Below are 25,031 nucleotides of genomic sequence, written 5' to 3' on the forward strand. Positions count from 1 at the left end.
CTGGAACCTCCGAATGGACGTCACCCTGCTTTCCGATGTGTCCGCCTGGCAGCGCCTTGGCGGAGCCGATACCGCTACCGAAATCGCCCAGCAGCCCGCGCTGTGGGAAGCCCTCGCACAGGACCTGTCGCGTGCCCGCGACCGCCTGCAGGCCTTCCTTGGCGACAGCCTCAACGATCCCAACCAGCGCGTGCTGTTCACCGGCGCCGGCAGCTCCGGCTTCATTGCCGAGATGGTGGCCGACGCGATCAACGCGCAGTGGCCAGCTGATGTGCGCGTGGTGCACACCACCAGCCTGCTGACCCACCCGGCGCTGTACCTGCAGCGCGACCGCCCGACCCTGCTGGTCTCGTTCGGCCGCAGCGGCTCCAGCCCGGAGAGCGTGGCGGCAGTGGACCGCGTGCGCAGCGACGTGGATGACGCGCGCTTCCTCGACATCACCTGCAACGCCGATGGCGAACTGGCCCGTCGTGGCGCCGGCCGTGCCGACACCTGCACCCTGCTGATGCCCTCCGCCAGCTGCGACCGTGCCTTCGCCATGACCAGCAGCCTGACCTGCATGCTGCTGGCCGCATTGACCGTGTTCGATCGTTCGCCGTGGGATGCGCGCGTGGCGCGCCTGAAGCAGATCGCCGCGCTGGCCCGCGAAGGCCAGGCACAGTGGGATGCACCGGTGGCGGCGCTGGCGCAACGCCCGTTCAACCGCATCATCTACCTCGGCAGCGGCCCGCTGGAAGCGCTGGCACGCGAGTGCGCGCTGAAGGTGCTGGAGCTGACCGCCGGCCGCGTGCTGGCGCTGGCCAACACCCCGCTGGGCTTCCGCCATGGCCCGAAATCGACGCTGGACGGCAACACCCTGGTGGTGGTGCTGCGCAGCGTGCAGCCGCTGGCGCGCCGCTACGAACAGGACCTGCTGGAAGAGCTGCGCCGCGACGGCGTGGCCGGCCAGGTACTGGCGATCGGCCCGCATTCGGACATCGGCGCCGATGACGAATACCCCCTGATCGTGCCGGCACTGGACGATCCGTGGCTGGCGCCGGTATGGCTGGGCTTCGCGCAGCTGTTCGCGCTGCAGCGCTCGGCCGCGCTCGGGCTGACCCCGGACAACCCGTTCCCGGACGGCACCGTCAACCGCGTCGTCAAGGGCGTCACCATCCACCATGGCTGAGCTGATCGCCCACGCCTGCTACGGCATCGACATCGGCGGCACCAAGATCGAGCTGGTGGCGTGCGATGCGGCGATGCAGGTCACCTGGCGCCGTCGCGTCAGCACGCCGCAGGGCGACTACGACGGTTTCCTGCAGGCGGTGGTGGCGCTGGTGGCCGAGGCAGACGCTGCACTTGGCCGCAGTGATGCGGCCATCGGCATCGCCCTGCCCGGCGTGCGTGATCGCCGCACGGGTCGCCAGCTCAGTGCGAACGTGCCGGCACTGACCGGCCACAGCGTCGCCGCCGATCTGCAGGCCCGGCTGCAGCGCCCACTGCATTTCGGCAATGACCTGCAGTGCTTTGCCCTTTCCGAAGCGCACGGCGGCGCCGCCGATGGCTACCCCAGCATGTTCGGCGCCATCCTCGGCACGGGTGCGGGTGGTGGCTTCTGCCTGCAGGGCCGGCTGCTGTCCGGTTTCAACGGGCTGGCCGGCGAATGGGGCCACTGGAGCGTGCCCGGGCATCTGCTGCAGCGCCACGGCCTGCCGCTGATCGACTGCGCCTGTGGCCTGCAGGGCTGCGTGGAGCGCTATGTGTCCGGCAGTGGCGTGGCGATGATCGAGCGCCACCTTGGTGGCAGCGCCGCCGACGCCAGTGCGGTGATCGCCCTGGCCGAAGCCGGTGATGCGCGCGCGCGCAAGGCGCTGGACATCCATCGCGACCTGCTCGGCCACAGCCTGGCCGCGCTGGTGCTGGCGTTGGACCCGCACGTGATCGTGCTCGGCGGCGGTCTTTCGCAGTACGCGCCGCTCTACGAGCACCTGCCCGCCGCCATCGCCGCCCATCTGTTCAAGGGCGTGCAGGTGCCACCGATCGTGCCGCCACGCTTTGGCGATGCCGGCGGCGCACGTGGTGCTGCCCTGCTCGCCTGCCAACCCTCGTTTTCCTGATGTCCGGAGCCTGACCATGTCCCCGTTGCAGACCCTGCTTGCCTCCCACCGCGCTGGTGCCAACGTCGGCCTGTACAGCGTCTGCTGCAGCAACGAGCAGGTGCTGCGCGCAGCCATGCACGTGGCGCAGGCACATGGCACCGTGCTGCTGGTCGAGGCCACCTCCAACCAGGTCGACCAGTTCGGCGGCTACACCGGCATGACCCCGCCGCAGTACCGCGATTACGTCGGCACGCTGGCCGATGAGGAAGGCTTCCCGCGCGAGCGGCTGATCCTGGGCGGTGACCATCTCGGCCCGAATGCCTGGCAGAAGCGCCCGGCGGCCGAAGCGATGACCCACGCGCGCGTGCTGATCGAAGCCTACGTCGCCGCCGGTTTCCACAAGATCCACCTGGACTGCAGCATGTCCTGCGCCGACGACCCGGTGCCGCTGCCCGATGCCATCGTCGCCGCGCGTTCGGCCGAGCTGGCCGAGATCGCCGAGCGCACCGCCGCCGAACACGGCCTGCCGCCGCCGGTCTACGTGATCGGCACCGAAGTGCCGATTCCCGGTGGCGAAGCCTCGCTGGCCGAAGGCCTGCAGGTGACCACGCCGGCCGCCGCCGCGCAGACCCTGGCCATCCACCAGCAGGCGTTCGATACCCCGCAGCTGCGCGACGCGTGGCAGCGCGTGATCGCGATGGTGGTGCAGCCCGGCGTGGACTTCGACCACAGCAGCGTGCACGAATACGACCCGGCCGCCGCCAGTGCGCTGGCCGATTTCCTCGAACAGCAGCCGCGCATCGTGTTCGAAGCGCATTCCACCGACTACCAGCGCGAAAGTGGCCTGCACGCGCTGGTACGCGACCACTTCGCCATCCTGAAGGTCGGCCCGGCCGCCACCTTCGCCTACCGCGAGGCGCTGTTCGCGCTGGCCGCGATCGAAGCCGAACTGCTGCCGGCCGCACAGTGCTCGCGCCTGCCGCAGGTGCTGGACGAGGTGATGGTGGCGCAGCCGAAGTACTGGCAGTCCTATTACCAGGGCGATGACGCCGCGCTGCGGCTGCTGCGCAGCTACTCCTTCAGCGACCGCTGCCGCTACTACTGGGGCGAGCCGGCGCTGGTGCAGGCGGTGCAGACCCTGTTCGACAACCTGGAGCAGCACGCGCCGCCGCTGGTACTGCTCAGCCAGTACCTGCCGGAGCAGTACCGCGCCGTGCGCGAAGGCCGCCTGGTCAACACCCCCACCGCCCTGGTGCAGCACCGCATCGGCCTGTGCCTGGGCGAGTACGCCCGCGCCTGCAGCGCCAACCAGGCCGGCACCCGCGTGCAGAGCGCAGGTTCGGCTGCCGGCGTTCCTGCGAACGGCTAATCTCTACCTTTTCCCGCGAAACCGAGAATGGCCATGCGCAACACCCGCTCCCGCCGGCAACAGATCCTGCAGCTGCTGATCGAGCACGGCTCGGTACAGGTGGCCGATCTGGTCGAGCGCTTCGGCGTGTCGACGGTGACCATCCGTGCCGATCTGACCCACTTCGAGTCGCAGGGCCTGGCCAACCGTACCCACGGTGGTGCCACGCTCGTTCGTACGCCGCCGCAGGAACAGGACATCCACGAGAAGGACGCACTGAACCTGCCGCTGAAGGAATCGATCGGTGCGCGCGCCGCGCGCCTGGTGCAGCCCGGCGACAACATCATCATCGACTCCGGCTCGACCACGATGACCCTGGCCCGCCACCTGCGCGCGCATCGCGACGTGACGGTGATGACCAACGGCCTGAACATCGCCTGGGAACTGGCCAATGCCGCAGGCATCACCGTGCTGCTGACCGGCGGCCTGCTGCGCCAGCAGTCGCTGTCGCTGCAGGGCAGCCAGGCCGAGGCCAGCCTCAACTCGTACAGCTTCGACACCCTGTTCCTGGGCGTGGACGGCCTGGACCTGCAGTTCGGCCTGACCACCCACGACGAGGCCGAAGCCCGCCTCAACCACCGCATGGTCGAGCGCGCGCGCCGCATCGTGGTGCTGACCGATGCCTCCAAGTTCGGCCGCGTCAGCCTGCACCGCATCGCCCTGCTGGATCAGATCCACGCCATCATCACCGACGCCGGCATCGACGATGCAACCCGCGAAGGGCTGCAGCGGCTGGGCATCGAAGTGATCATCGCCGAGCCCACCGCATGACCGACACCCGCACCCTGCATGGCCGCATCCTCACCCCGCTGGGTTGGCGGCGTGGTCACGTCCACTTCGATTCGCAGGTGCGCCAGCTGCAGGTGGATGACCACAGCGGCGCTGACGACCTGCAGCTGCCGGTGATCCTGCCCGGCTTCATCGACCTGCATGTGCACGGCGCGGCCGGCGTGGACCTGATGCAGGGCGGCGACGTGGCACGCACCATCGCCCGCACCCATCTGCGCTTCGGTACCACCACGCTGCTGGCGACCACCATGACCGCCGGGCTGGACGAGATCGAGCACGCGCTGCAGGGTGTGGCCGCCACCATGGCGGCGCCCGATGCCGACGCCGCCTGCATTGCCGGCGTGCATCTGGAAGGCCCGTTCATCAGCCCGCAGCGCCTGGGCGCGCAGCCCAACCGCACCATCGAGGCGACGCTGGCGCTGGTGCAACAGCTGCATGCGCTGGCACCGATCCGGGTGATGACGCTGGCCCCGGAAATCGGCGAGCACACCGCGCTGATACCTGCGCTTTCGGCGATGGGCATCCGCGTGCAGCTTGGCCACAGCGCCGGCACCTACGAGGAAGGCGTGGCCGCGCTGCAGGCCGGCGCCTCCGGCTTCACCCACCTGTTCAATGGCATGACCGGCGTCGATCACTATCGCCCGGGCATCGCCGCAGCGGCGCTGGCACATGCACAGTACGCCGAGATCATCCCCGACCTGCAGCACATCCACCCCGGCGTGATCCGCCTGGCCGCGCGTGCGATCCCGCGCCTGTACGCGGTGACCGACGCCACCGCCGCCACGGGCATGCCCGATGGCGAGTACGCGCTGGGCGAACAGCGCGTGCACAAGTGCGGCGGCTGCGTGCGCCTGGCGACCGGTTCGCTGGCCGGCAGCGCGCTGACCATGGACCAGGCGCTGCGCAACCTGGTGCGGGTCGGCCTGGAGCTGGCCGACGCGTCGCAGCGTGTTTCCACCTTCCCCGCCGCGTATCTCGGCCTGGACGATCGCGGCCGCATCGCGCCCGACGCCCGCGCCGACCTGGTGGTGCTGGATGCCGAACTGCGCCTGCAGCAGGTGGTGGTGGGCGGGCGGGTAGTCGATTTGAACGCCGCAAACGCCTGATATCTGCGTTTTTGTAGAGCCGAAGGCAATGGCAGGAGCCATTGCCAACGTCGCTTGCGACGGCCCGGAGGGTGCCGATCAGGACGATCGGCATAGCCAGGCTCGGCTGCTTTTCATACCGACATCGATGACGTCCGTGCCGCGCTTCGCGCGGCAAGCCGAGCATGGCTCGGCTCTACATGAAGCGCGCAAGCGCAATGCCTCAGCCACGCACCATCCCCGTTATTCCAGGAATACGCCGATGACCGCAGCCGCCGCACCTGCCGTACCCGCTTCCACCACCCCGCGCTGGCCCGTACGCTACCTGCTCTTCATCGGCGGCCTCGGTGGCCTGCTGTACGGCATCGACATCGGCATCATCGCCGGTGCCCTGCCCTACCTGGAGGCAACGGCCAGCCACGCGTGGCAGCTCAGCAGCCAGCAGCTCGGCTTCGTCGTCGCGGCAGTGCTGCTGGGCAGTGTGTTGTCCTCGCTGTTCGCCGGCATGGTCGCCGACCTGATTGGCCGCCGCGGCGCGATGCTGCTGGCCGGTCTGCTGTTCACCGCCTCGATTCCGATCATGGCGTTGGCTTCGGGCTACACGCCGCTGCTGCTCGGCCGGCTGCTGCAGGGCATCAGTGGCGGCCTGATCGGCGTGGTGATTCCGCTGTACCTGGCCGAAGTGCTCAGCCCCGAACGACGCGGGCGCGGCGCGGCGATGTTCCAGCTGCTGCTGACCGTCGGCCTGGTGCTGGCGGCGCTGATCGGCCTGTACCAGGCCCATGCAGTGGATGCCGCCGCCGAAGCCGTGCGCTCACTGCCGGTCGCGCAGCAGGCGCAGGAGCTGTTTGCGGTGAAGGACCACGCCTGGCGCACCATCTTCTGGACGTGCCTGGCGCCGGGCCTGCTGTTCTGCGCCGGCATCTTCTGGCTGTCCGAGTCACCGCGCTGGCTGGTGCGGCGCGGCCGCATCGATGACGCGCGCCGCAGCCTGCAGCGCGTGCTGCCGGCTGCGGAGGTGGAACCCACGCTTGCACAGATCCAGGCACCGGAATCGCGCAGCAGCAGCGGCAAGCGCGACCCGCTGCTCAGCCGCCGCTACGTGGTGCCGTTCCTGCTCGCCTGCGTGGTGCTGGCCTGCACCCAGGCCACTGGCATCAACTCGGTGCTGGCCTACGCAGTGAACATCCTCAACCAGGCGGGCCTGTCCGGCTCGGTGGCCAATGGCGCTGACGTGGCGATCAAGCTGCTCAATGCGGTGATGACCGTGGTCGCGCTGCTGCTGGTCGACCGCAAGGGCCGCAAATTCCTGCTGATGCTCGGCAGCGGCGGCATCTGCGTGGCCCTGCTGGCCGCCGCCACGCTGTTCTTCCAGGCCGAGCGCGGCCGTACCGACGTGCAGCCGCAGCTGCAGGCGGCGGTCAGCGGCGATGGCCTGCAACTGGTACTGGATGACGCGCAGTGGCAGCGCTTGGGTGTTGGCATCGACAGCGAAGGCAGGCCGCTGCAGCTGACCGTGTCGTATGCCTATGGCGACTTCACCAATGTGCGCGCCCTGCGCAGCGACAATCTGACCGACCGCGAGCTGCGCATCGAGCGTGCCGGCACCGTGCAGCCGGACAGCGTGATCGGCGCGTTCTTCCGCAAACTGCATCTGAACCCGTTCGCCGACCCGGCCAAGGCCGCGCAGGCACCGCTGCGCATCGAGCAGGCACGCATCGGCCCGGTGCCGCCGCCGGCCCACGGCTGGGCGGTGGCCGCCTGCATCCTGGTGTTCGTCGCGTTCTTCGCGGTCGGCCCCGGCGTCTGCGTGTGGCTGGCGCTGTCGGAGCTGATGCCGAACCGCATCCGCTCCAACGGCATGAGCATCGCACTGCTGATCAACCAGTTCGTGTCGACCACCATCGCCGCGATCTTCCTGCCCACGGTGGGCCACTACGGCTACGCCAGCATGTTCGTGTTCTGGGCGGCGTGCACCTTCGTGTTCTTCCTGGTAGCCGCGTTCTGGCTGCCGGAGACCAAGGGCAAGTCGCTGGAAGAGATCGAGGCCCGCTTCGCGCGGTAGCAGTCGACCTGGGTCGACCTCCGCGCGCAGCGCGGGGTTGCAGGCGCGCCCGTCATTCGCCCGTGATGTGCCTGGCCAGCGCCTGCGCTTCGGCAACGCTGGACAGCCCGCTCAGCATCATCGATTCGCCGAACGGTCCCTGCACCGTCGCCACCATCAGCACGCGGCCGTCCACGCTGATCGCCGCCCGCTGGCCCACCAGGGCCGCGGTGCCATCGTGGATGCGCTGGTGCGCCTCCGGCCGATAGCGGATCTGCAGGCCCGGCTGCTTGCCTTCATCCAGCACATAGCGCACATCGGCGATGTCCGCGCTGCCGGCAATCGGCGGCTCGCGCAGGGCCAGCGTCTCGCCCTGCCACTGCGCTTGGGTACCCTTGCCGTCTGCATCGACCGCGCTCAGGCGCACATCCACGCCGGGGCGTGGCGCATGCTCCTTGCCTGCCAGCGCACCGGGCGCGGCACCTGGCATGCATCCGGCCAGCACCAGCGCCGCCCCCAGCAGAAGCGGAAGCGCAACCCTCACTTCAGCTTCCGCAGCTTGAACGCCACAAGCACCTGCAACAGCCCGTACAGCAGGCTGCCGATGCCGATCCACAGCGTGGTCACCGCCACGCCTGCATACGGATTGGCAGCGAACAGCAGGCCCAGCACCACCGCCAGCACGCCACTGAGAATCAGCAGCCACTCGCCCTGGATCTGCTTGCGTACGCGGATCGCGAACACGATGCGATAGATGCCGGCCACCAGCAGCCATGCCGCCAGGAACAGCACCAGCACGCTGGCGGTGGCCAGCGGATTGATCACCGCCAGGATGCCGAAACCCAGCGAGGCGATGGCATACAGTGCCAGCCAGCCACGCGACGCACCGCTGCCGCCGCTGACCAGTGCGAACAGGCTGATGACACCTTCAACGATGGCCATCACGCCCAGCGTCCACGCCAGTGCCATGGCGGCGGACAGCGGCCAGCCAATGGCGATGATGCCGAAGCCCAGCGCAACCAGCCCATACAGCAGCAGGATCCACCAGCTGCGACCCACCGCCGACAACAAGGGAGACAAGGGGGAATTCATGGCCACTCCTTCGATCCGGAACCGGCCTCATCCTAGCCCCTGGCGATGAAGAGGACGATCACGGCACCCGCGCGCACACCCATACCCGCACCTCTTCAGCGCCCACGCAGCGCAGCGTTTCGGCAATCTCCATCACCGTACTGCCGGTGGTCATCACGTCGTCGACCACGGTCAGTCGCGGTGGCACCGGATCGCGTACATCGAACGCATCGAACAGGTTCTCCCGGCGCTGTTCGGCCGTGCGTTCGGACTGCGGCGCCGTATGCCGCTGCCGGTACAGCCCGTGCCAGACCGGCATCGGCAGCAGGCGACACAGTTCGGCGGCCTGGTTGTAGCCGCGCTGGCGCAGGCGGCGCCGGTGCAGCGGTACCGGCACCAGCGGTGGGCATGACCAGGGCGGCGGTGCGCGTCGCATCAACTGCGCCAGCAGGCGGCCGGCCGCCAGGTCCTGATGAAACTTGTAGCGCACCAGCAGCTGGTCGACCGGTGGCAGTATGCACGTCCCAAATTGTTGTCGCCCATGACAAACATTCATCACATATTCGAAATTTGTGTCGCTGAATTCGTGTACGTCATTGATCCATGAATCTCACGTACACTGCGCCACGCAGGCGACAAGAATTCATGCTCAAGCGCGGGGTGCAGCACGTTCATGAACTGTAGTGTGTCTGGACGTCCACTCCCAAGTTCACAGCGGGGGGATCGTGCCAAATACGCCTGTGGTGTTTGTAATCTCAGTGGCCGCAGATCTCAGTCAATATCGACTCTCGGCCATCATGTGCGACGCGTCTTGCTTCATTCGAGAAGTAGTTGTCAGTGAGGTCGCCCTGCTCGATGGCTGCCGCTTCCTCTCCTACACGGAGGGACCAATGAGCGGCGTTTCGGCTGAATACTTGCGCTGCTTATGTTCAACCAGCCACACCGAGCTGGTATTGCTTTGCCGTGGGCGCATCGGACCACGGCGCCTCGCATACTGGCCAATGTGCTGCCAGCGAGTTCCGCAGGAGCGTGGCTGCGACTTGCACGTTCGGATTAGACCAGTTTGATGCAGCGCACTGGCGGGACGGCTCCGCCAGTAACGGCCATGTAGTACCTGGCAGCCCTGGTCGAGCTGATCGTTGCTGCCGCCCCCAAGGGCCGGTGTCCGGAGTAAAGGTCTTCCATTGCAGACGGACGTGCTGGTACACGGTGATTGACATTCAGGCGTTGAGCGGCAGTGGTGGCCACCGCAACATCCAGTCGATGAATTCCGGGAGACGCGCACTTCGAAGTCCTCCCGGTGGATAGATGATGTGTAGTGGAAACGACGGTCGGGCCCAGTCAGAAAGAACTTCGACCAGTTCGCCGCGGCGGGAATTCTGGCCTTGGCCGGATTAACGCCAACGACCTAGATCTCTCCTAGATCCTTGAGCACGGCTTGCCCCTTTTGCAGGAACCCAGCCAGCAGCCGGCCTCCCGCCACCCGCCGGCCCAGTTGCTCGTTGAGGTGGCTGGCCTGCAGGCGCGCATGGGCCAGTAGATCCGTCTGGGCCATGCTAGGAATCACAGCCTGGAGCGGTTCGCCTGGCGACGCCAGCTGCCCCCCAATCGGCTGGGCCACACAAGGGCGCTGGTTGCCGCTTTTGGCATATGCCGTGGCCATCATCCGGCCGTTCTTCGGCGACCAGCCACCAAGCACCAACTCGGTCCCGAGCTGCTCGATTGGCAATCCCGCCTTGGCCGCCGCCTTCTCGTAGTTCGGCCACAACTGGTCCACCACAAACCCCAGCTCGGCAGATAACTGCTCCATTGAGAAATCTGCGCGAAAGCTGGCCTGCAGCGCCAACTCATAAATGCGAAGGAAGAACTGCATAGAACCTCGCGTAGCAAACACAAGGTTGTGCTGAGGGATCAGCAGCAGCTTTGCCCCAGCGGAATGTGCCCCTGTGAGAGCATCCTCTGCCAAGGTATCTACCGCAACGACAAGGTGGTCACGAGTGAGCAAAAGGTTGAGGATGCTCATGGCGAACTCGTCTAGACGATCGCAGACTATCGCCTTCCCGCCCCTTGCCTGTCCAGACTGCCATGACCTCCGAGATCACAGAAATCCTTGAGCGCCTCCACGCTTGCGAGGCCGCGCTTGAGATGCACCGCGGCTACCTCAAAGCAATGGAGTATGGGTTGCGGGTTTCGTTTCTAACACACAAAGACCAAGAGATCCTTCTCGACACGTGAACCAGACTGCTTCCCTCGATCGCTCATAGCCACGAGAGAGTCGGTGGTCAGCAATTTGCGGCCGCATTCCAGCAATCCCTAACAGTTCTCACTGAGCAGATCGGAGCTGAGTGCCATAGACCTTAAGCAGCCAAAGCGTACAGCTCAGCGAGTGCGGCAAAGTTTGCTCTCGGCCAAAAGGAGACGTCTCATCTACAGCAGCTTGACCGCGAATCCCACTGAATCATGCCTTGTCTGAGCAGCGCGGCTTCCAAGCAGAGGTCCCTCGTGGCAGAACCAAGAGTGAGATGGCGAAGTCATAGTGGTCGGCAGTGACCTTCATTTCACGAAGACTTGTTCCACTTGCCACATATGGAAACCAGAGCTTAGCGTCCGTTTCAACGCCTATCGTATTCTTCGGCACGTCACTAGACGCAAGTACATCGTCTGGGACTGCGATGACCTTCCGCCGCGACGGGAAGAACGCCCCGCTACGAAACGCGGACTGGCTTGCTTTGGACTTCAGGACGTACCCATCGCGGTGAATAACTACCACAGCGTTGTGGTCTGTGTAACCAATCCAGCGAAGTAGTGCAGCAGTCAGAGATACCCCGTATCTATCGGCACAACCGCTTATGGCATCAAGACTAGCGTCAGTGCCCATCTGCGCACGAAAGTCGTCTAGCGGCATCAACAATGTCGACGCGAAGTAGTCCGCCTCGGCTTCAATATCCCGTTCATCCAGGTCGAGATCGACCATATCTTCATCGGTGCACTGAAAGCACTCGCGTTCATGGCGGTGTAATAAATAGTGCCCTAGTTCGTGAGCCTGGGTGAATTTGATCCTGCCGAGTGACCTTAGGGCACTGTTGTACAGAAGAAGCCAGCGTTTGCGCCTGTCATCCGGGAACAGAGCGCCGTCGAAGTTGTTGATCGCCTCCCCACGCACTTCGGTGATGGGATCATCCCACTTGAAGATGTTCGCGGCCTCCAACGCCAGGCCCTGCACGTCTATAGGAAATCTAGGCGTGCCGTGGGCTTGCGAGATGGCATTTAGCAGATTCGTAAGCCTGTAAGCGGCCTTCGGCGGGGTCAGCGCCGCGGACCTATCCCTTTCTGAAGCTGTCGACGATCTTCCGGACACGTTCCCTGTCCTCCGGCTCAAGGTTGCTGTAGTTGCGGAAGAAGGCTTCATCCAAGTGCCTCTCCTCCGGGCTCCCGGCTTCTTCGTGAAGCAGGAAGTCGACCGTAACGCCAAAGACGCCAGCGATCGCACCCAGCTTCTCAGCTGAGGGACTGGGAGCTTCCTTGCGATTCTCTATCTCCCACAAATAGCTCTTACTGATGCCACTGGCATCCGCCAAGGCGTCGAGTGTGAGGCCGGACTTTTTCCGAAGATCTTTGACCTTGGTCTGAAAGGCTTTGTTCATGTTTGTGCATAAGGTCAGTGCAATCGCAAGTTGCACTATACCGAACAAGATTTTTGACAGTAGCGAATATGCACGGCACACTCCGCCTTGTTCGGTCCACCGAACATCCACTCATGCAATACCGATATCGCCCAAGGAGGCCAGTATGAGCAAGCCCAGTGGACTCAAGCCGGGTCAGCCCGCCCCGACGTCGGGTCAGTACCAGATCATCGGCCCACGTGGGGGGCAAGGTCCCGAGCGCACCGTAGTGCGCCGGGAACCCCTGCCACCGACGCCGACCCGCGGATCAACCTACCGACTGGTCGATCCCACCAAGACAAAGCGCTGAGCTAGGTCGGAGGGGCGGTGCCTGGATGCGGCCGCCCCCTCTCCGGACTTATCAAGCCATCAAATCCCGCGAGCGACCCGTGCGGACAGTCGAACCGAGCGCGCGAATCGTGTCATCAGGAGAGAAGCAATTGAGTACCAGTCTTCAATCGGCTGCACGTCCAGGCATCGCCTACGAGAACCAGCTCCTAGGTGCCTTCATCTACGCATTGGGTTACGAGAGCGGTAGAACTGGAAAACCCTTGCCTGTGAATCTGTTCCAGCAGACCCCTCTCGACGGCACGTTCGGCGATCTCATCGCGGGGGGGGACTGGTGTGTGGCGTTGGAGTTCAAGCGCAGCTGGCCGGCCGCACGCTCAGAACGCGGCAAGTGGCCACCAGCCAACCTTCAGCGCTATCTGGAGGATAAGCAGATGCAGGATATCGCCAAGAAGGCCCATTTCTTGTGCTTCGGCGCGAAGGATCAAGATGAAATAACGATTGGTGCAATGCGCTACTCCGCATTCTTGCGGGACCCCGAAGCGAGCAAAGGTCAGGCCACCAGAGGAACGGCGATGGTGGATCTCCTGGTTAACTGCACTGGGCTTGATAGACAAACGTCTCCGCTTGGCGTGGCACCAAGGGTCCTCGAATCCTATCTGAGGCGACTCAGCGTAATGAGGAAGCTGATGGGAAGCGGAGAACCGCCAGCGCAGTGGCTAGCCGTCGCCAGTACGGCGCAAGGCTACAGAATCCGTTCGGCTGATTCATTGGAGCAGCTCCTTGATATGCCAAGAACCCGCTCATGGGAGAGATCCGCTGAGTTGGGCAGAACGCCCGAGCACAAGAAGAGCTTCGACCGGGAACGGTAGGTCTCCCAACACATTGCCTTGCGCCCCTGCGATGACAGTTGATACGCGCTACTCCCAATCGACGTCCGCTTTCGGCCATAAGCAGACATCCACCCCATCCCTGATAAACATCCCTAGGCCGCAGCAGACCTCGAGCCTGCTGCGGTCAATTGGTTTTGGGGCAGACTACGCCGATGGCCTAAATTCCCCTAGGTCAGTGAGTCTAGCCCGTCCCTTCTAGACGCCTTAGGCCACTTCAAGTTGATGTATCGTCCGCACAGAAGATCCCATGCATCGCGCCCAGCAGTGCTGCAACGCGCGGGTCTGCCATGCGGTAGACGATCGACCGCGATTCCCGTCGGGTCGCTACAAGCTTTCGTTGGCGGAGTTCGGCCAGTTGCTGGGAGAGCGCCGGCTGTCGGATGCCGGTGGCGTCCTCCAGTCCGCTCACCGTCATTTCACCTTGCGCGAGCTGGCACAGCAGCAACAGGCGGGAGGGAGTGGCCATGAAGCGCAGCAACTCGGCCACTTCGGGCACGCGCTCCTTCATCGTGGCTAGGTCTGACGGGCTGAATGGGGGGCTGGTCACGGGTAAGGGCAACTTGGCCGGGTGATGTGATGCAAACACCATGGGGAAGGCGCCCAGTCTAGCATGCTTCTATAGTTGCACACCTTATGTAACTATGTAATGATTAAGCAACCAATCCCCCCGGAGCCAGTCGTGAACCAATCCGTAGCGGTAGACGCCCCCTTGGAGCAGGCTGTCCGCGTCGTCAACGATGCCCGTGCCGGCCTGCTCCCCTCGCCTCATGTAAAGACCTTCTTCGATCCTGCCACTTTCACTGCCAGTCACGTCGTACGCGATCCATCTTCTTCAGCGTGCGCCATCATCGACAGCGTCCTTGACTTCGACATGGCCGCAGCCCGCACCTCCACTGCCTCCGCATCGGCGTTGGTGGACTACGTGCGGGCCGAGCGCCTACAGGTGCAATGGTTGCTGGAAACCCACGCGCATGCCGACCACCTGTCCGCGGCTCCATGGCTGCAGGAGCAGGTGGGAGGCGCGCTGGCTATTGGCGAACACATCACCGCAGTCCAGGAAACCTTCGGCAAGGTCTTCAACGCCGGCACTGCATTCAAGCGGGATGGCAGCCAGTTCGATCGCCTGTTCGCCGACGGTGCCTCCTTCCGCATCGGTAATCTGCACGCGATGTCGCTGCACGTGCCAGGCCATACCCCCGCTTGTCTGGCGTACGTGATCGGCGACGCCGTATTTCCTGGAGACACGCTGTTCATGCCGGACTACGGCACCGCCCGATGCGACTTTCCAGGTGGCTCGGCGCGCCAGTTGTATCGCTCGATCCAGCGCCTGCTGTCCCTGCCCGACGCCGCCCGCGTATTCCTGTGCCATGACTACAAAGCCACCGGCCGGGACCATTTCGCATGGGAAACAACCATCGGTGCCGAAAGGACAACAAACATGCATGTGCACGAGGGCGTGAGTGAAGCCATGTTCGTGGAACTGCGGGAGGCTCGTGATGCCACGCTTCCGATGCCACGGCTGATCCTGCCGTCAGTGCAGGTCAACATGTGCGCCGGCCATCTGCCCGAACCCGAAGAAAACGGCGTGCGCTACCTCAAGCTGCCGATGGACCTGCTATGACGCTCTCTCATCTGGCCTGGTATTGGCCGCTCGCTGGCGGTGCCATGATCGGAACAGCGGCCGGAGCCTATCTACTCCTTCTCGGGCGCGTTGCTGGCATCTCGGGTCTGCTTGCCAGGACACTGGGCATGCCGGGTGACGGCGGACGCAGCAGTGCTGCCCTGTTCCTGGCGGGACTTGCCCTGGCATCAGGCTTGGCAATGGTGGCCAGGCCCATACCCCTGCCGGCGCTCTCCGCAAACGGAGCAGTGGTATTGGTGATTGCCGGACTGCTGGTGGGTTACGGAACTCGCCTTGGCGCTGGCTGTACCAGTGGGCACGGTGTCTGCGGACTAGGCCGGGCATCGCCGCGTTCGGTGGTGGCGACCTGCGTGTTCATGCTCGTGGGCATGGCCACGGCAACCCTGGTACAGATTGCGACCGGAGGCCCGGCATGATCCGTCTTGCCGCGTTCCTGTGCGGCGCACTCTTCGGATTGGGCCTGGTCGTATCCGATATGGCCAACCCAGCCCGCGTGCTTGCTTTCCTGGATGTGAGCGACGCCTGGGACCCCTCCCTGGCGCTGGTCATGCTGGGCGCACTGATTCCTTCCGGCGCAGCCTACCTGTGGATACGCGCCCGAGGAACACCACTGCTTGCCGCATCGCTGCACATTCCCACCCTTCGCATCATCGATCGGCGCCTGGTCATCGGTGCGGCGATATTCGGCCTGGGTTGGGGACTGGCCGGAGTGTGTCCCGGCCCGGCCATCGCGTTGCTGGGAACCGGCCAGCCCTTCGCGATCATCTTTGCCACGGCAATGATCGCTGGCGTGCTCCTGCATGGCCTCATTCATCGCCCCACCGCAACTACGGGACAACCATGAACCTCAAGCCACTCTCTGCCAGCCTCAAGGTGTCCGGTCAGCTCCTGCCAAAGGACATTGAAGCCCTGAAGGAGCAGGCCTTTGCGAGCGTGATCTGCAACCGGCCCGACGACGAACAGCCGGAGCAGCCCAGTCACCATGCGCTGCAGGCTGCCTGCGACCAGGCGGGCATGCAGTTTGCCTATCTTCCGGTAGTGCCTGGTGTCATTACCGATGATCAGGTGCATACCTTTGCCAAGTTGATCGACGCGCTGCCACGCCCTGTTGTCGCGTACTGCAGAACCGGCACCCGTGCTGCGATGCTGTGGGCGCTGTCGGAAGTCGTTCACAATGGAGCGGCATTTGCTGACGTCCTGTCTGTTGCTTCGGACGCAGGCTACGACCTTTCCTCCATCGCAACACGGCTGCAGCAAGGTCCGGCGTCCGCCGACTGACATATGGAAACGCTATCTATGCTGCAGTGGGCGCTGGGCGGCCTGTCTGGCGTCCTGGTCGGCTTCGTCCTTGGCGTGGTTGGTGGGGGCGGATCCATCCTTGCGGTACCACTGATGCTCTACGTGGTCGGGGTGGAAGATCCGCATGTGGCTATCGGCACCAGCGCCCTGGCAGTGGCGGTCAATGCGGTGTCGAATCTGGTGATGCATGCCCGTAAAGGGAATGTTCGCTGGCCCTGTGCCTCGGTCTTCGCCTTGGCGGGGATCGCGGGCGCCTACCTGGGTTCCAGCTTGGGCAAGGCGTTCGACGGCAAGAGACTGCTGGCTCTGTTTGCTGTGGTCATGGTCATTGTCGGCATCGCCATGCTTCGCAGGCGCAACACGCTTGGCTTCGCGGACGCTCGGCTCGGCAGGCGCAATGCACCCGCACTGATTGGGCTGGGCGCCACTGCCGGTGGGCTTTCTGGCTTCTTTGGCATTGGCGGAGGTTTCCTCATCGTGCCCGCACTTGTGGCCGCGACGGGAATGCCGATCATTGCCGCAGTCGGAAGCTCGCTCCTCGCCGTCGCCGCATTCGGCATGACCACCGCACTGAACTACGCGCATGCAGGCCTGATCAACTGGAAGCTCGCGGCAGTGTTCGTCGTTGCCGGGATGGCTGGCGGTACTGCAGGAGCAGCAATTTCGACGAAGCTTGCCAACTATCGTGGAGCTCTGAACACGGTATTTGCAGTACTGATCTTCATTACTGCCGCATACATGCTGTGGAAGGTGAGCTGACCGGATGTGCTCCAGACCACAGCCGAGCACTGATAGCCAGCGCAGCGCTTCAAAGGCTTTGATAGGAAGACACTACGAACGGTGGTCCACATCTTCCAGAGTCAAATAAGATGCGACGGCTCGAAGCGCCTCGCGATCAGCTTCGAAATCCATGGCCAATAGGCCGCGCTCCAACGCGATGCGGGCATGCGCCTGTGATGCGACTCTTGTCGCTTCATTCGAGGACCCTGCCAACGCTGCGAAGGCCTTCTGCAGCCGGATACTGACCTCCAGGGACGCGGCGGCATCCCTGGCAATCGGAGTGAACGCGTCCTCAAACATGTCGCGTACGTCGAGACACTGCACGTGCACGCGCGGATACAGCACCTCGCCTGTCGCAGCGTCCCCTGCGTGGCTGGACCATGCACAGAGCAGCCTGACACATGTCCCGATGACGTCGATGCAGGTCCCAGGGTCGTTCACCGCAGGTGACATGGCTCGCTGGGCAATTTCCGCAAGCACGACCAGCCCGAACCGTGGGTCATTTTCGATGGAGCGCGCGTCGCTAAAGGAAATGGCTGAGATCACTTCACTCTGCACGTCCGGAAGTGGATTTCCCTCGATGGCTATCAAGGGACGGGCCGGAGTTGCGAACGTACCCGGCTGGCAGAGCAGATGAACGCGCAGATCATGTTCCTGTGCAATGCCGTCGATCCGGGCGACGTCCACATGTTCAACGTAGGCAACCTGATCGCCAACCAGCAGTACCGCCCCCTCCCCTACCGGGACAGCACTGGCTCCGCCGAGCCGAGGCTCCGCGGCGCGGCGCTTCATTGCCGCTTTGGTCGCCCGCTCCACCAGATCGATGGTTTCGCCAACGCGGCCAAAGCGTGAGAACTGCTCGATAGCCCTGAGCAACGTCACTGTGATGACAATGATGACCGCGATGGTTGCCCCGAACAGCACAAGCCGGCCGCTGTCCCCGTAGATGCCGGTGCTGAGCGCGATGAGGCCCACGATCGAGAACAGGAAGGCACCAATGAAGGTGGCCAGCGCACCTTGGGCCCGGGTGTCTTCGATCAGCAGGCGGGCCGCGCGCGGGGTGGCGCTGCTGGACGCGGACCCGTATGCCGAGACCATGGTGGACAGCGAGAAGGTGGTTACCGTCAGCATCGACGCGGCAAGAATGCCAAGAATGTTGCCGACGGAATCTGCGCCGATCCGTGCGGCTAGGCCGACGGGAATGAGGAACTTCAGGAACGCGCCCGCCAACGCCGTGATGATGCCTAGGGCGCCATACAGGGTCGAGCGGAACCACATCCGCTTTGTAACTTTGCTGGCTGCAAGCCTCAATCTGGTGAGCATGGGCTACTTCCTGGGAAGTTCGACCATCAATAGCACGGCCGGGCGCCGAGGCCACGTCAACGCAGGGTCATGCCCGACCCAAGGCAGATGCCGCTACTCCGGGCGGCATCTGTGTGCAGATTCTACGAGCGCACCTTGTCCAGGAACTGACGGTGGCGCTCGTATTGATCGAGCACATCGTGGATGAGTTGAACCTTGGTCCATCCCATGACGTCGTAGTCCTGCCCGCCCTCCCGCAGATAGACCTCCGCACGGTAATGACGGGTACCCTCGCTGACCGGCCGACGGGGATCCTGCAGGGCGAACGTCGGCGGCTCATAGGGCTGGGGCCGTACCGAGTAGAAGAAGTCCATCTCCTCGCCATGGCCAACCTGCAGCCACGCACGACCATCCTCCCCCTTGGAGACTTGGACCGGCAGATCCTGCTTGCGCAGCTCAGCCGCAACCTCTTCCAATGCCGGGATGACACGCTGCTCGATGAAGCCGGTCACCTCGATCTTCAACGGATTGTGCGCCAGCAGGCGCAGGCGCGCCCGCCAATCCTCGCTGGTACCCGGCAAGATACGTGCCTCGCGCAGGATCGAGCGCTTGGTTGCATCCAGATGCATGGCCTTCAGCAGTCCCCAGCACATCAGGATCATGACGATCGTAAATGGCAACGCACTGGCAATGGTGGCCGCCTGCAATGATTCCAAGCCGCCGGCCACCAGCAGGGCAATCGCAAGGCCGCCGACCAGCAGCGCCCAGAAGATCCGCTGCCAGACCGGCGATTCCTCCTCACCCTTCGAGGTAAGCATGTCGATTACCAGGGCACCGGAGTCCGCTGAGGTTACGAAGAACAGCGCAACCAGGATGACCGCCAGCGAAGAGGTCAGCATGGTCAGCGGCAGGTGCTCCAGGAACTCGAAGAGCGCCATCGAGCTGTCGGTTGAGACCGCCTGCACCAACTGCTGGATGCCCTCCGCCCGCACCATGTGCAACGCGGTGTTGCCGTAGATGGTCATCCAGAGGAATGTGAAGCCAAGCGGCACAAGCAACACCCCCACCACGAACTCACGGACGGTGCGTCCACGTGAGATGCGCGCGATGAACATGCCAACGAAGGGCGACCAGGCAATCCACCAGCCCCAGTAGAACAGCGTCCAGCCACCCAGCCAACCCGTGGGTTCGTAGGCATAAAGGTTGAAGGTCATCGAGAACAGCTGGGAAACGTACATGCCGGTGTTCTGCACCAGTGCCTGCATCAGGTGCACGGTGGGTCCACAGACCAGCACGAAGGCCAGCAACGCTGCCGCCAGGATCATGTTGAGCTCGGACAGCCTGCGTACGCCGCTGTCCAGGCCAGCCACGACGGAGCCGGTGGCCACCAGTGTGATGACGGTGATCAAGCCAACCTGGACGAGCGTACTGACCTCCAGGCCGAACAGGTAGTTCAGGCCGGCGTTGATCTGCATGACGCCCAGTCCCAGCGAGGTGGCCAGGCCGAAGATGGTACCCAGCGCGGCAAACGTGTCTACGGCATGTCCCAACGGGCCGTGGATACGGTCGCCGATGAGCGGATACAGCGCGGAGCGGACACGCAGCGGGAGATTGTGTCGGTACGCAAAGTACGCCAGCGACAGCGCAACCACCGCGTAGATCGCCCATGCGTGGATGCCCCAGTGGAAGAAGGTGATGCGCATTGCCTGGCGGGCAGCGGCGGCGGACTCAGGCGAACCAACCGGCGGCGTGGCGTAGTGCATGATGGGCTCGGCAACGCCGAAGAACATCAGACCGATGCCCATGCCGGCAGCGAACAACATTGCGAACCAGGAGCCGTAGCTGTAGTCCGGCGTACTGTGGTCAGGGCCGAGCTTGATGCGGCCGTAACTGCTGATGGCGACGCCGACGACGAAGACCAGGAAGCCGGCTACTGCAAGGATGGTGAACCAACCTGCATCATTGGCGGCCCATGACTTGGCCGCGGTGAACCACCGCGTGGCCATTTCGGGCGCGAAGGCGGCAAGCGCCAGCAGCGCGATGACGATGGCTGCCGTGGGAATGAACACCTGCGAAAGGATCCGCTGGCGAACGGGGGGATGTTGCGGAGCCGTGCTCTGCATGGATACCTCCGTGTTATTGGGTGGAAAAACCTGCGGCTTGCGCGAGGCCGATCAGAAGTAGAAGCCGATATTGAGGTTCAGCCGCGAATGCCAGCTGGAAAGGCCTCCTTCGTCGATGCCGATACCATCACCACCGGCAAACCACATGTTGCGGCCAGCGATCCAGTCGACATAGGTGAGCATGATGCCTTTCTGCAGGCTGCAACCGGTCACGTTCTGCCACGAATCACGAAGGCCAGCGCGGTGCCCGACCGGGCGGGTCATGCTGAGGTTGTTATAGCAGGTGATGTCATCCAGCCAGCCCTTCTGGCCGAACGAATAGGCGATGTTGGCGCTTGGCACATCCGCCTGCGCTGCAACCTGGAAGGGGGATTGGAACGCCGACATTGCGATGCGATCTCCGGGCACGTCATACCGGTACCGCGCCCACTGCAACTGCGCGGTCCAACCATCGCGCTGCCACTGTGCATGGAGGGCCGCGCCCTGATGACCGTAGTGACGCCGTGTCTGAGTGTTCTGCACCTTGCCAGCAAACGCTGATGCGCCCAGCAACAGCTCGCCGCCGCCCCAGGCGCGCGCACTCTCCACGCGTGCATGCAGTCGTTGCCGCTCGCGATACGGCAACGCCTCGGTCTGCGCGACATCAAAGGAGTAGCGATCATAGCGAGCCCCGGACCCGTATTCGTCTCCGGAGAACCAGCCGAGATGCCAGGTCGTGCTGCCGGTGCGGTGAATCACTACAAGGCCCGGATCGTAATCATCCTCAATGCCCAAGTAGTAGCCGGAGCCGAACCAGAAGCTCTGCGAAACGGTAGGGAGCAGCCCGAACGGGATCTGCTGGATACCTGCCTTCAGCTGGGTAGCATCGGAGAACTGCCAGCCCGCGTACGCGTGATGCACGGCGTCGAAGCCATCATACCAGCGGTACTGGGCAGAAAAGGAGAACGGTCCGGTTCCAGCGTCAAGGTCTGCACGCAGCAGTTCAAGCTGCAGGCGGCTGGACGGCCCGTAGTCGAGCCAGCCATAGTTGAACCTGACGGCGCCTCCTGGATCAAAGTAAGGATCTCTATGGAGGTTATCCTCAGAAGCATCTGCAGCCAGCGAAGTTCCCGCCAACGCGGCAGCGACAATGAAGGGAATTGATCTCACGGTTATGCGCCTTGCCTCCCTGATCTGCTACGGAAAGCGCTTGAGTCTAACGTCGATTCATCCAATGCCTCAAACTGGCGATCTCAAAGAACTCTTGGCGACGCCACAGCAATCACTCACGGCGCGTCTTTAGTCCTCAGGTCCATATGCCACGTGAAAATCATGTGTAGTGAGAGAGTAGCTAACACGATCCACTTTTTAGTAGTCGATCCTGAGATTGAGCGACTCATAGTGGACATGGAGTGACACGCAATGTCATTTGAGAATAGGCTAGGGCCTCGACATCGGGGAAGAATTCATGACTATTGATATCAGCGGCCTTTCTGCCAAGGAGCTTCGCTCACTGATTGCTCAGGCGGAGAAGCAGCAGTCCAAGGTGCTGTCACGCCCTAAGGCCACAGCGATGCGCGCCAAGATCAACAAGTACGTCAAGGATCATGGATACACGATAGAGGAACTCTACGGCGCTTCAGTGATCGTGCCCTCCGAAACCGCCAAGAAGCGAGGTGATCGGAGGCCTGCCAAATCGACAGTGTCCAAGATCGCTCCCAAGTACCGCAATCCTGCAGTGCGCGGCCAGACGTGGTCCGGTCGAGGGCGGCAACCGCGATGGATAGCCGAGCTGGTAGCAAGTGGAAAATCACTGAATGACTTCCTGATCAAGTAGTGATAGCGAGGTAGCCGCACACCGGTACCGCAGCAAGTCCTGAGAATCATTAGTCATCAGATCGAACAGGATGCTGGTGCGCGCAATGCCCTGCCAGGTAGGCGATCAAAGATTTCAGCTAGTCGCAGTTGATGTGACAGCGGGCGAACAGCAGGCGCTCCCCCTTGCCTTTGGAGAGTGGGCTCAGGCAGCAATGATTGCAGTATCCACTTCTGGCCGACAGCTGCCCTCCGATCTGGCAGGATCCGCTTCCTAGCGGGGATTCGACGCTGCCCGGTCTCGCCGCGCTCGCAGATCCGGGTCATCATCGATCATTCCAACCGCATGGCGGCGCGCGTAGCCGAACTGGTGCAGCGCCAACGCGACCTGACCCATGCGATTAACCTGCCCAGGCGGCCAGCAGGCCAAGCCAGCCGGCGCGGGCCAAGCCCAGCAACACCCCAACCTGGCTGCTGGCTGGGCCTGGAAGCAACTGGCACAAGGCCACCAGATCCGAGTAGCTACGGTCCGTCAGCCACCGGCGGCGCTCGACAAACTCGAGGCGGAAGTAGCTCAGATGGGCAATCGGGCCACCGAACGAGGTCAGTCCCAGTCATAGGAACACCAGAAAGTCACGCCACGCACTTTCGCTTTTTGCGGGATGGAGCGTCGGCATGGGGCAGGATCTCCGGTTGTTCTCAAAGGCGGCCAGCCCGGCCCAGCACCCAGATTAGGTCGCCGGGCCTCCCCTGTGCTCGGCCACCAACTCTCCATCTTCCTTCCGGAATGGTCCGGGAAGCTTCGGCAGGATATCCAGCACCAGTTCGGAAGGCCGGCACAGGCGCGTGCCATTATCGGTTTGCACGAAAGGACGATTGATGAGTATTGGGTGCGCCAGCATGGCATCAAGCAACGCGTCGTCGCTCAGTGCCGCATCGCCCAGTGCTAGCTCGTCATAAGGAGTGCCCTTCTGGCGGATGGCGTCGCGCACGCTCAAGCCCGCGGCCCTAATGAGGTCGACCAGGCGCGCGCGGCTGGGCGGGTGGGCCAGGTAGTCGATCACTTCCGGCTCGATCCCGGCGAAGCGGATCATCGCCAGAGTGTTGCGCGAGGTGCCGCACTTGGGGTTGTGGTAGATGACCGCGTTCACGCACTTTCCTCCTCGTTAAAAACAGTTTCCACCACCCCTGCAGCGGCCGCCAGCGCCGCCGCCTCGATGGCCCCCTTGCGCTCGCTGTAACGGTCCACCAGGTAGTCGCTGCGCCCACGCACCAGCAGGGTGAACTTGACCAGTTCCTCCATGACGTCCACCACGCGATCGTAGTACGCCGAAGGCTTCATTCGACCTTCGTCGTCGAACTCCTGCCAGGCCTTGGCGACCGAGGACTGGTTGGGGATCGTCACCATCCGCATCCACCGGCCGAGCACACGCAGCGCGTTGACGACGTTGAACGACTGCGAACCGCCGCAGACCTGCATCACGGCCAGCGTGCGGCCTTGGGTGGGGCGCACGCCGCCCTCTTCCAGTGGCAGCCAGTCGATCTGGTTCTTGAATACCGCGGTAAGGGTGCCATGGCGTTCCGGGCTGACCCACACGTGGCCCTCCGACCACAGCGAGGCCTGGCGCAGCTCCTGCACCTTTGGGTGGGTGGCTGGCACCGAGTCAAGCATCGGCAGCTCGTGTGGATCGAACAGGCGGGTTTCCGCCCCGAGCTGTTCCAGCAGCCGCTGCGCCTCCAGCGCCAGCTTGCGGCTGAACGACTGAGGCCGCAGCGAGCCGTACAGGATCAGGATGCGCGGGCGGTGCGGCTGCGCCGCCGGGTTGTTGAGCTTGGTGGCCGTCGGGATGTCCAAGGCACCTGGGACCACGTTGGGGATCTGCTGCACGGGGTTGTCCTGCGATATCGATTCCATTATTCTAGAATTATGGAACATAACACTGCAACCCACGCTCTTGCTGCCCTGGGCCACGCCACCCGCCTGTCGATCTTCCGCCTGCTGGTACAGGCCGGCAGCGGCGGCAAGCTGGCCGGTGACATTGCCCAGACGCTCTGCTTGCCTGGCGCCACGCTCTCCTTCCACCTGAAGGAACTGCTGGCTGCGGGACTTATCAGCGCCGAGCAACGTGGCCGGACCATCTGCTACCGGGCCGAGTTCGTGGCAATGAACGAGCTGGTGGCCTACCTCACTGAAAACTGCTGTGCCGACGAACAGGCCTGTGAACGCCCCGCAGGCTGCTGACCAACCCACCTTAGAGATCGCTCAGATGACCCGTCGCGTCCTGTTCTTGTGTACCGGTAATTCCGCTCGCAGTGTGTTGGCCGAATCGACCCTGAAAAAGTGGGGCCAAGACCGCTACGAGTCCTTCAGCGCCGGCAGCCAGCCGGCCGGCCGTGTCAACCCGTTTGCCATTGCTCAGTTGCAGCGCGAGGGTTTCCCAGTGGACGGCCTTCGCAGCAAGTCGTGGGACGAGTTCGCCGAAGCGGATGCCGCGCCGATGGATCTGATCGTCACCGTCTGCGACAGCGCGGCGGTCGAGGCATGCCCGGTAGTGTTCGGCGACTTTGTACGGGTGCACTGGGGCCTGTTCGATCCGGCCGGCGTTGAAGGCTCGGACGGAGAGAAAGCCGAAGCCTTCGATCGCGCGCACCAGATCATCAAGGCGCGCCTGAGGGCCTTCCTGGAGATCTCCGATCGCGTCTGGGATGACAGCGAGGCCCTCAAGGCCCGGCTCGACCCGATCGCACAGATCAACTGACCGTCCTTCCG

General features: G+C 63.8%; 27 protein-coding genes and 1 pseudogene. 15 read left to right on the plus strand and 13 right to left on the minus strand.

Going from position 1 to position 25,031, the window contains the following annotated elements:
- Positions 1–13 precede the first annotated feature (13 nt).
- The 6 genes from ACUZUJ_RS20815 (at position 14) to ACUZUJ_RS20840 (ending at position 7,428) form a co-directional block, all read left to right on the plus strand.
- Positions 14–1,168, plus strand: coding sequence for an SIS domain-containing protein (locus tag ACUZUJ_RS20815; RefSeq protein WP_049444240.1), 1,155 nt, complete (start codon positions 14–16; stop codon positions 1,166–1,168).
- Positions 1,161–2,099 carry an ROK family protein gene (locus ACUZUJ_RS20820; RefSeq protein WP_049444141.1) on the plus strand — a complete coding sequence of 313 codons (939 nt, stop codon included), beginning with the start codon at positions 1,161–1,163 and terminating at the stop codon, positions 2,097–2,099. Before ACUZUJ_RS20815 ends, ACUZUJ_RS20820 begins: the two co-directional genes overlap by 8 nt.
- Before the next feature lie 16 nt (positions 2,100–2,115).
- A complete protein-coding gene (locus tag ACUZUJ_RS20825) occupies positions 2,116–3,450 on the plus strand; it encodes a D-tagatose-bisphosphate aldolase, class II, non-catalytic subunit (RefSeq protein WP_049444144.1) in 1,335 nt (444 codons plus the stop codon).
- A 33-nt stretch (positions 3,451–3,483) separates the two neighbouring features.
- Positions 3,484–4,260 carry a DeoR family transcriptional regulator gene (locus ACUZUJ_RS20830; protein WP_458220500.1) on the plus strand — a complete coding sequence of 259 codons (777 nt, stop codon included), beginning with the start codon at positions 3,484–3,486 and terminating at the stop codon, positions 4,258–4,260.
- On the plus strand, positions 4,257–5,384 hold the full coding sequence (gene nagA, locus ACUZUJ_RS20835; protein ID WP_101766255.1) for an N-acetylglucosamine-6-phosphate deacetylase: 1,128 nt from the start codon (positions 4,257–4,259) through the stop codon (positions 5,382–5,384). The genes ACUZUJ_RS20830 and nagA overlap by 4 nt, the downstream gene beginning before the upstream one ends.
- 241 nt (positions 5,385–5,625) lie before the next feature.
- Complete coding sequence (locus ACUZUJ_RS20840) at positions 5,626–7,428, plus strand: MFS transporter (protein ID WP_049444148.1); 1,803 nt, start codon at positions 5,626–5,628, stop codon at positions 7,426–7,428.
- A gap of 52 nt (positions 7,429–7,480) precedes the next feature.
- Here ACUZUJ_RS20840 and ACUZUJ_RS20845 read toward each other — a convergent pair whose 3' ends face one another.
- The 6 genes and pseudogenes from ACUZUJ_RS20845 to ACUZUJ_RS20870 all read right to left on the minus strand — a co-directional run bounded on the left by ACUZUJ_RS20845 (position 7,481) and on the right by ACUZUJ_RS20870 (position 12,122).
- Complete coding sequence (locus tag ACUZUJ_RS20845; RefSeq protein ID WP_049444150.1) at positions 7,481–7,951, minus strand: SecDF P1 head subdomain-containing protein; 471 nt, start codon at positions 7,949–7,951, stop codon at positions 7,481–7,483.
- Positions 7,948–8,499 (minus strand): HdeD family acid-resistance protein, encoded by a 552-nt coding sequence (locus ACUZUJ_RS20850; protein WP_049400854.1) that lies wholly within the window; start codon positions 8,497–8,499, stop codon positions 7,948–7,950. Before ACUZUJ_RS20850 ends, ACUZUJ_RS20845 begins: the two co-directional genes overlap by 4 nt.
- A 58-nt stretch (positions 8,500–8,557) precedes the next feature.
- Positions 8,558–8,992: pseudogene (locus tag ACUZUJ_RS20855) on the minus strand (ComF family protein); the annotation flags it as partial.
- A gap of 894 nt (positions 8,993–9,886) precedes the next feature.
- Positions 9,887–10,501, minus strand: a complete 615-nt coding sequence (locus ACUZUJ_RS20860) for a hypothetical protein (protein WP_458220501.1) — start codon at positions 10,499–10,501, stop codon at positions 9,887–9,889.
- Between the two features lie 435 nt (positions 10,502–10,936).
- Positions 10,937–11,701, minus strand: coding sequence for an ImmA/IrrE family metallo-endopeptidase (locus ACUZUJ_RS20865; protein WP_244152977.1), 765 nt, complete (start codon positions 11,699–11,701; stop codon positions 10,937–10,939).
- A 97-nt stretch (positions 11,702–11,798) separates the two neighbouring features.
- Complete coding sequence (locus ACUZUJ_RS20870) at positions 11,799–12,122, minus strand: helix-turn-helix domain-containing protein (RefSeq protein WP_074725740.1); 324 nt, start codon at positions 12,120–12,122, stop codon at positions 11,799–11,801.
- A 458-nt stretch (positions 12,123–12,580) separates the two neighbouring features.
- Here ACUZUJ_RS20870 and ACUZUJ_RS20875 point away from each other — a divergent pair, with 458 nt between their 5' ends.
- A complete protein-coding gene (locus tag ACUZUJ_RS20875) occupies positions 12,581–13,300 on the plus strand; it encodes a hypothetical protein (protein ID WP_458220502.1) in 720 nt (239 codons plus the stop codon).
- Between the two features lie 235 nt (positions 13,301–13,535).
- Here ACUZUJ_RS20875 and ACUZUJ_RS20880 read toward each other — a convergent pair whose 3' ends face one another.
- Positions 13,536–13,829: an ArsR/SmtB family transcription factor gene (locus tag ACUZUJ_RS20880; RefSeq protein ID WP_021202108.1), complete on the minus strand. Its 294-nt coding sequence runs from the start codon at positions 13,827–13,829 to the stop codon at positions 13,536–13,538.
- Positions 13,830–14,000: 171 nt separating this feature from the next.
- On the opposite strand from ACUZUJ_RS20880, the gene ACUZUJ_RS20885 reads away from it, so the two are divergent.
- The 5 genes from ACUZUJ_RS20885 to ACUZUJ_RS20905 are packed head-to-tail and all read left to right on the plus strand — an operon-like array spanning position 14,001 to position 17,021.
- Positions 14,001–14,942, plus strand: a complete 942-nt coding sequence (locus ACUZUJ_RS20885) for an MBL fold metallo-hydrolase (protein ID WP_458220503.1) — start codon at positions 14,001–14,003, stop codon at positions 14,940–14,942.
- Positions 14,939–15,379 carry a YeeE/YedE family protein gene (locus ACUZUJ_RS20890; protein ID WP_005420838.1) on the plus strand — a complete coding sequence of 147 codons (441 nt, stop codon included), beginning with the start codon at positions 14,939–14,941 and terminating at the stop codon, positions 15,377–15,379. Before ACUZUJ_RS20885 ends, ACUZUJ_RS20890 begins: the two co-directional genes overlap by 4 nt.
- On the plus strand, positions 15,376–15,807 hold the full coding sequence (locus ACUZUJ_RS20895; RefSeq protein ID WP_005420840.1) for a DUF6691 family protein: 432 nt from the start codon (positions 15,376–15,378) through the stop codon (positions 15,805–15,807). The genes ACUZUJ_RS20890 and ACUZUJ_RS20895 overlap by 4 nt, the downstream gene beginning before the upstream one ends.
- Entirely contained in the window at positions 15,804–16,241 is a 438-nt protein-coding gene (locus ACUZUJ_RS20900) for a protein tyrosine phosphatase family protein (RefSeq protein ID WP_005420843.1), read from the plus strand. The genes ACUZUJ_RS20895 and ACUZUJ_RS20900 overlap by 4 nt, the downstream gene beginning before the upstream one ends.
- Positions 16,242–16,259: 18 nt before the next feature.
- Positions 16,260–17,021: a sulfite exporter TauE/SafE family protein gene (locus ACUZUJ_RS20905; RefSeq protein ID WP_180889752.1), complete on the plus strand. Its 762-nt coding sequence runs from the start codon at positions 16,260–16,262 to the stop codon at positions 17,019–17,021.
- 72 nt (positions 17,022–17,093) lie between these two features.
- Here ACUZUJ_RS20905 and ACUZUJ_RS20910 read toward each other — a convergent pair whose 3' ends face one another.
- The 3 genes from ACUZUJ_RS20910 to ACUZUJ_RS20920 all read right to left on the minus strand — a co-directional run bounded on the left by ACUZUJ_RS20910 (position 17,094) and on the right by ACUZUJ_RS20920 (position 21,616).
- Positions 17,094–18,365 (minus strand): DUF2254 domain-containing protein, encoded by a 1,272-nt coding sequence (locus ACUZUJ_RS20910; protein WP_458220504.1) that lies wholly within the window; start codon positions 18,363–18,365, stop codon positions 17,094–17,096.
- Between the two features lie 122 nt (positions 18,366–18,487).
- Positions 18,488–20,467, minus strand: a complete 1,980-nt coding sequence (locus ACUZUJ_RS20915; RefSeq protein ID WP_458220505.1) for a BCCT family transporter — start codon at positions 20,465–20,467, stop codon at positions 18,488–18,490.
- 51 nt (positions 20,468–20,518) lie between these two features.
- Positions 20,519–21,616 (minus strand): hypothetical protein, encoded by a 1,098-nt coding sequence (locus ACUZUJ_RS20920; protein ID WP_458220506.1) that lies wholly within the window; start codon positions 21,614–21,616, stop codon positions 20,519–20,521.
- 298 nt (positions 21,617–21,914) lie between these two features.
- Between ACUZUJ_RS20920 and ACUZUJ_RS20925 the strand changes: the two genes are divergently transcribed.
- Positions 21,915–22,283 carry an H-NS histone family protein gene (locus ACUZUJ_RS20925; protein ID WP_134967888.1) on the plus strand — a complete coding sequence of 123 codons (369 nt, stop codon included), beginning with the start codon at positions 21,915–21,917 and terminating at the stop codon, positions 22,281–22,283.
- 379 nt (positions 22,284–22,662) lie between these two features.
- Here the strand turns inward: ACUZUJ_RS20925 and ACUZUJ_RS20930 are convergent, their stop codons facing one another.
- From ACUZUJ_RS20930 to arsH, 3 genes are all read right to left on the minus strand, one after another.
- A complete protein-coding gene (locus ACUZUJ_RS20930) occupies positions 22,663–22,875 on the minus strand; it encodes a chromate transporter (RefSeq protein ID WP_458220534.1) in 213 nt (70 codons plus the stop codon).
- 117 nt (positions 22,876–22,992) lie between these two features.
- Positions 22,993–23,412, minus strand: coding sequence for an arsenate reductase (glutaredoxin) (arsC, locus tag ACUZUJ_RS20935; RefSeq protein WP_065178723.1), 420 nt, complete (start codon positions 23,410–23,412; stop codon positions 22,993–22,995).
- Positions 23,409–24,149: an arsenical resistance protein ArsH gene (gene arsH, locus ACUZUJ_RS20940; protein WP_510468058.1), complete on the minus strand. Its 741-nt coding sequence runs from the start codon at positions 24,147–24,149 to the stop codon at positions 23,409–23,411. The genes arsC and arsH overlap by 4 nt, the downstream gene beginning before the upstream one ends.
- Positions 24,150–24,188: 39 nt before the next feature.
- Between arsH and ACUZUJ_RS20945 the strand changes: the two genes are divergently transcribed.
- Both ACUZUJ_RS20945 and ACUZUJ_RS20950 read left to right on the plus strand, forming a co-directional pair.
- Positions 24,189–24,503, plus strand: coding sequence for an ArsR/SmtB family transcription factor (locus ACUZUJ_RS20945; protein ID WP_005420865.1), 315 nt, complete (start codon positions 24,189–24,191; stop codon positions 24,501–24,503).
- A 25-nt stretch (positions 24,504–24,528) separates the two neighbouring features.
- Entirely contained in the window at positions 24,529–25,020 is a 492-nt protein-coding gene (locus tag ACUZUJ_RS20950; RefSeq protein ID WP_134967890.1) for an arsenate reductase ArsC, read from the plus strand.
- Positions 25,021–25,031 lie beyond the last annotated feature (11 nt).

Source organism: Stenotrophomonas sp. S4, from assembly GCF_054187805.2.

What these genes read in the sequence shown, in the direction of transcription:
- ACUZUJ_RS20880 (WP_021202108.1), bottom strand. Translation starts at nt 13,829, where the DNA reads ATGAAGGAGCGCGTGCCCGAAGTGGCCGAGTTGCTGCGCTTCATGGCC.
- ACUZUJ_RS20915 (WP_458220505.1), bottom strand. Translation starts at nt 20,467, where the DNA reads ATGCAGAGCACGGCTCCGCAACATCCCCCCGTTCGCCAGCGGATCCTT.
- ACUZUJ_RS20860 (WP_458220501.1), bottom strand. Translation starts at nt 10,501, where the DNA reads ATGAGCATCCTCAACCTTTTGCTCACTCGTGACCACCTTGTCGTTGCG.
- ACUZUJ_RS20950 (WP_134967890.1), top strand. Translation starts at nt 24,529, where the DNA reads ATGACCCGTCGCGTCCTGTTCTTGTGTACCGGTAATTCCGCTCGCAGT.
- ACUZUJ_RS20910 (WP_458220504.1), bottom strand. Translation starts at nt 18,365, where the DNA reads ATGCTCACCAGATTGAGGCTTGCAGCCAGCAAAGTTACAAAGCGGATG.
- ACUZUJ_RS20925 (WP_134967888.1), top strand. Translation starts at nt 21,915, where the DNA reads ATGACTATTGATATCAGCGGCCTTTCTGCCAAGGAGCTTCGCTCACTG.
- ACUZUJ_RS20890 (WP_005420838.1), top strand. Translation starts at nt 14,939, where the DNA reads ATGACGCTCTCTCATCTGGCCTGGTATTGGCCGCTCGCTGGCGGTGCC.
- ACUZUJ_RS20820 (WP_049444141.1), top strand. Translation starts at nt 1,161, where the DNA reads ATGGCTGAGCTGATCGCCCACGCCTGCTACGGCATCGACATCGGCGGC.
- ACUZUJ_RS20870 (WP_074725740.1), bottom strand. Translation starts at nt 12,122, where the DNA reads ATGAACAAAGCCTTTCAGACCAAGGTCAAAGATCTTCGGAAAAAGTCC.
- ACUZUJ_RS20895 (WP_005420840.1), top strand. Translation starts at nt 15,376, where the DNA reads ATGATCCGTCTTGCCGCGTTCCTGTGCGGCGCACTCTTCGGATTGGGC.
- ACUZUJ_RS20945 (WP_005420865.1), top strand. Translation starts at nt 24,189, where the DNA reads ATGGAACATAACACTGCAACCCACGCTCTTGCTGCCCTGGGCCACGCC.
- ACUZUJ_RS20850 (WP_049400854.1), bottom strand. Translation starts at nt 8,499, where the DNA reads ATGAATTCCCCCTTGTCTCCCTTGTTGTCGGCGGTGGGTCGCAGCTGG.
- nagA (WP_101766255.1), top strand. Translation starts at nt 4,257, where the DNA reads ATGACCGACACCCGCACCCTGCATGGCCGCATCCTCACCCCGCTGGGT.
- ACUZUJ_RS20840 (WP_049444148.1), top strand. Translation starts at nt 5,626, where the DNA reads ATGACCGCAGCCGCCGCACCTGCCGTACCCGCTTCCACCACCCCGCGC.
- ACUZUJ_RS20825 (WP_049444144.1), top strand. Translation starts at nt 2,116, where the DNA reads ATGTCCCCGTTGCAGACCCTGCTTGCCTCCCACCGCGCTGGTGCCAAC.
- ACUZUJ_RS20830 (WP_458220500.1), top strand. Translation starts at nt 3,484, where the DNA reads ATGCGCAACACCCGCTCCCGCCGGCAACAGATCCTGCAGCTGCTGATC.
- ACUZUJ_RS20815 (WP_049444240.1), top strand. Translation starts at nt 14, where the DNA reads ATGGACGTCACCCTGCTTTCCGATGTGTCCGCCTGGCAGCGCCTTGGC.
- ACUZUJ_RS20905 (WP_180889752.1), top strand. Translation starts at nt 16,260, where the DNA reads ATGCTGCAGTGGGCGCTGGGCGGCCTGTCTGGCGTCCTGGTCGGCTTC.
- ACUZUJ_RS20900 (WP_005420843.1), top strand. Translation starts at nt 15,804, where the DNA reads ATGAACCTCAAGCCACTCTCTGCCAGCCTCAAGGTGTCCGGTCAGCTC.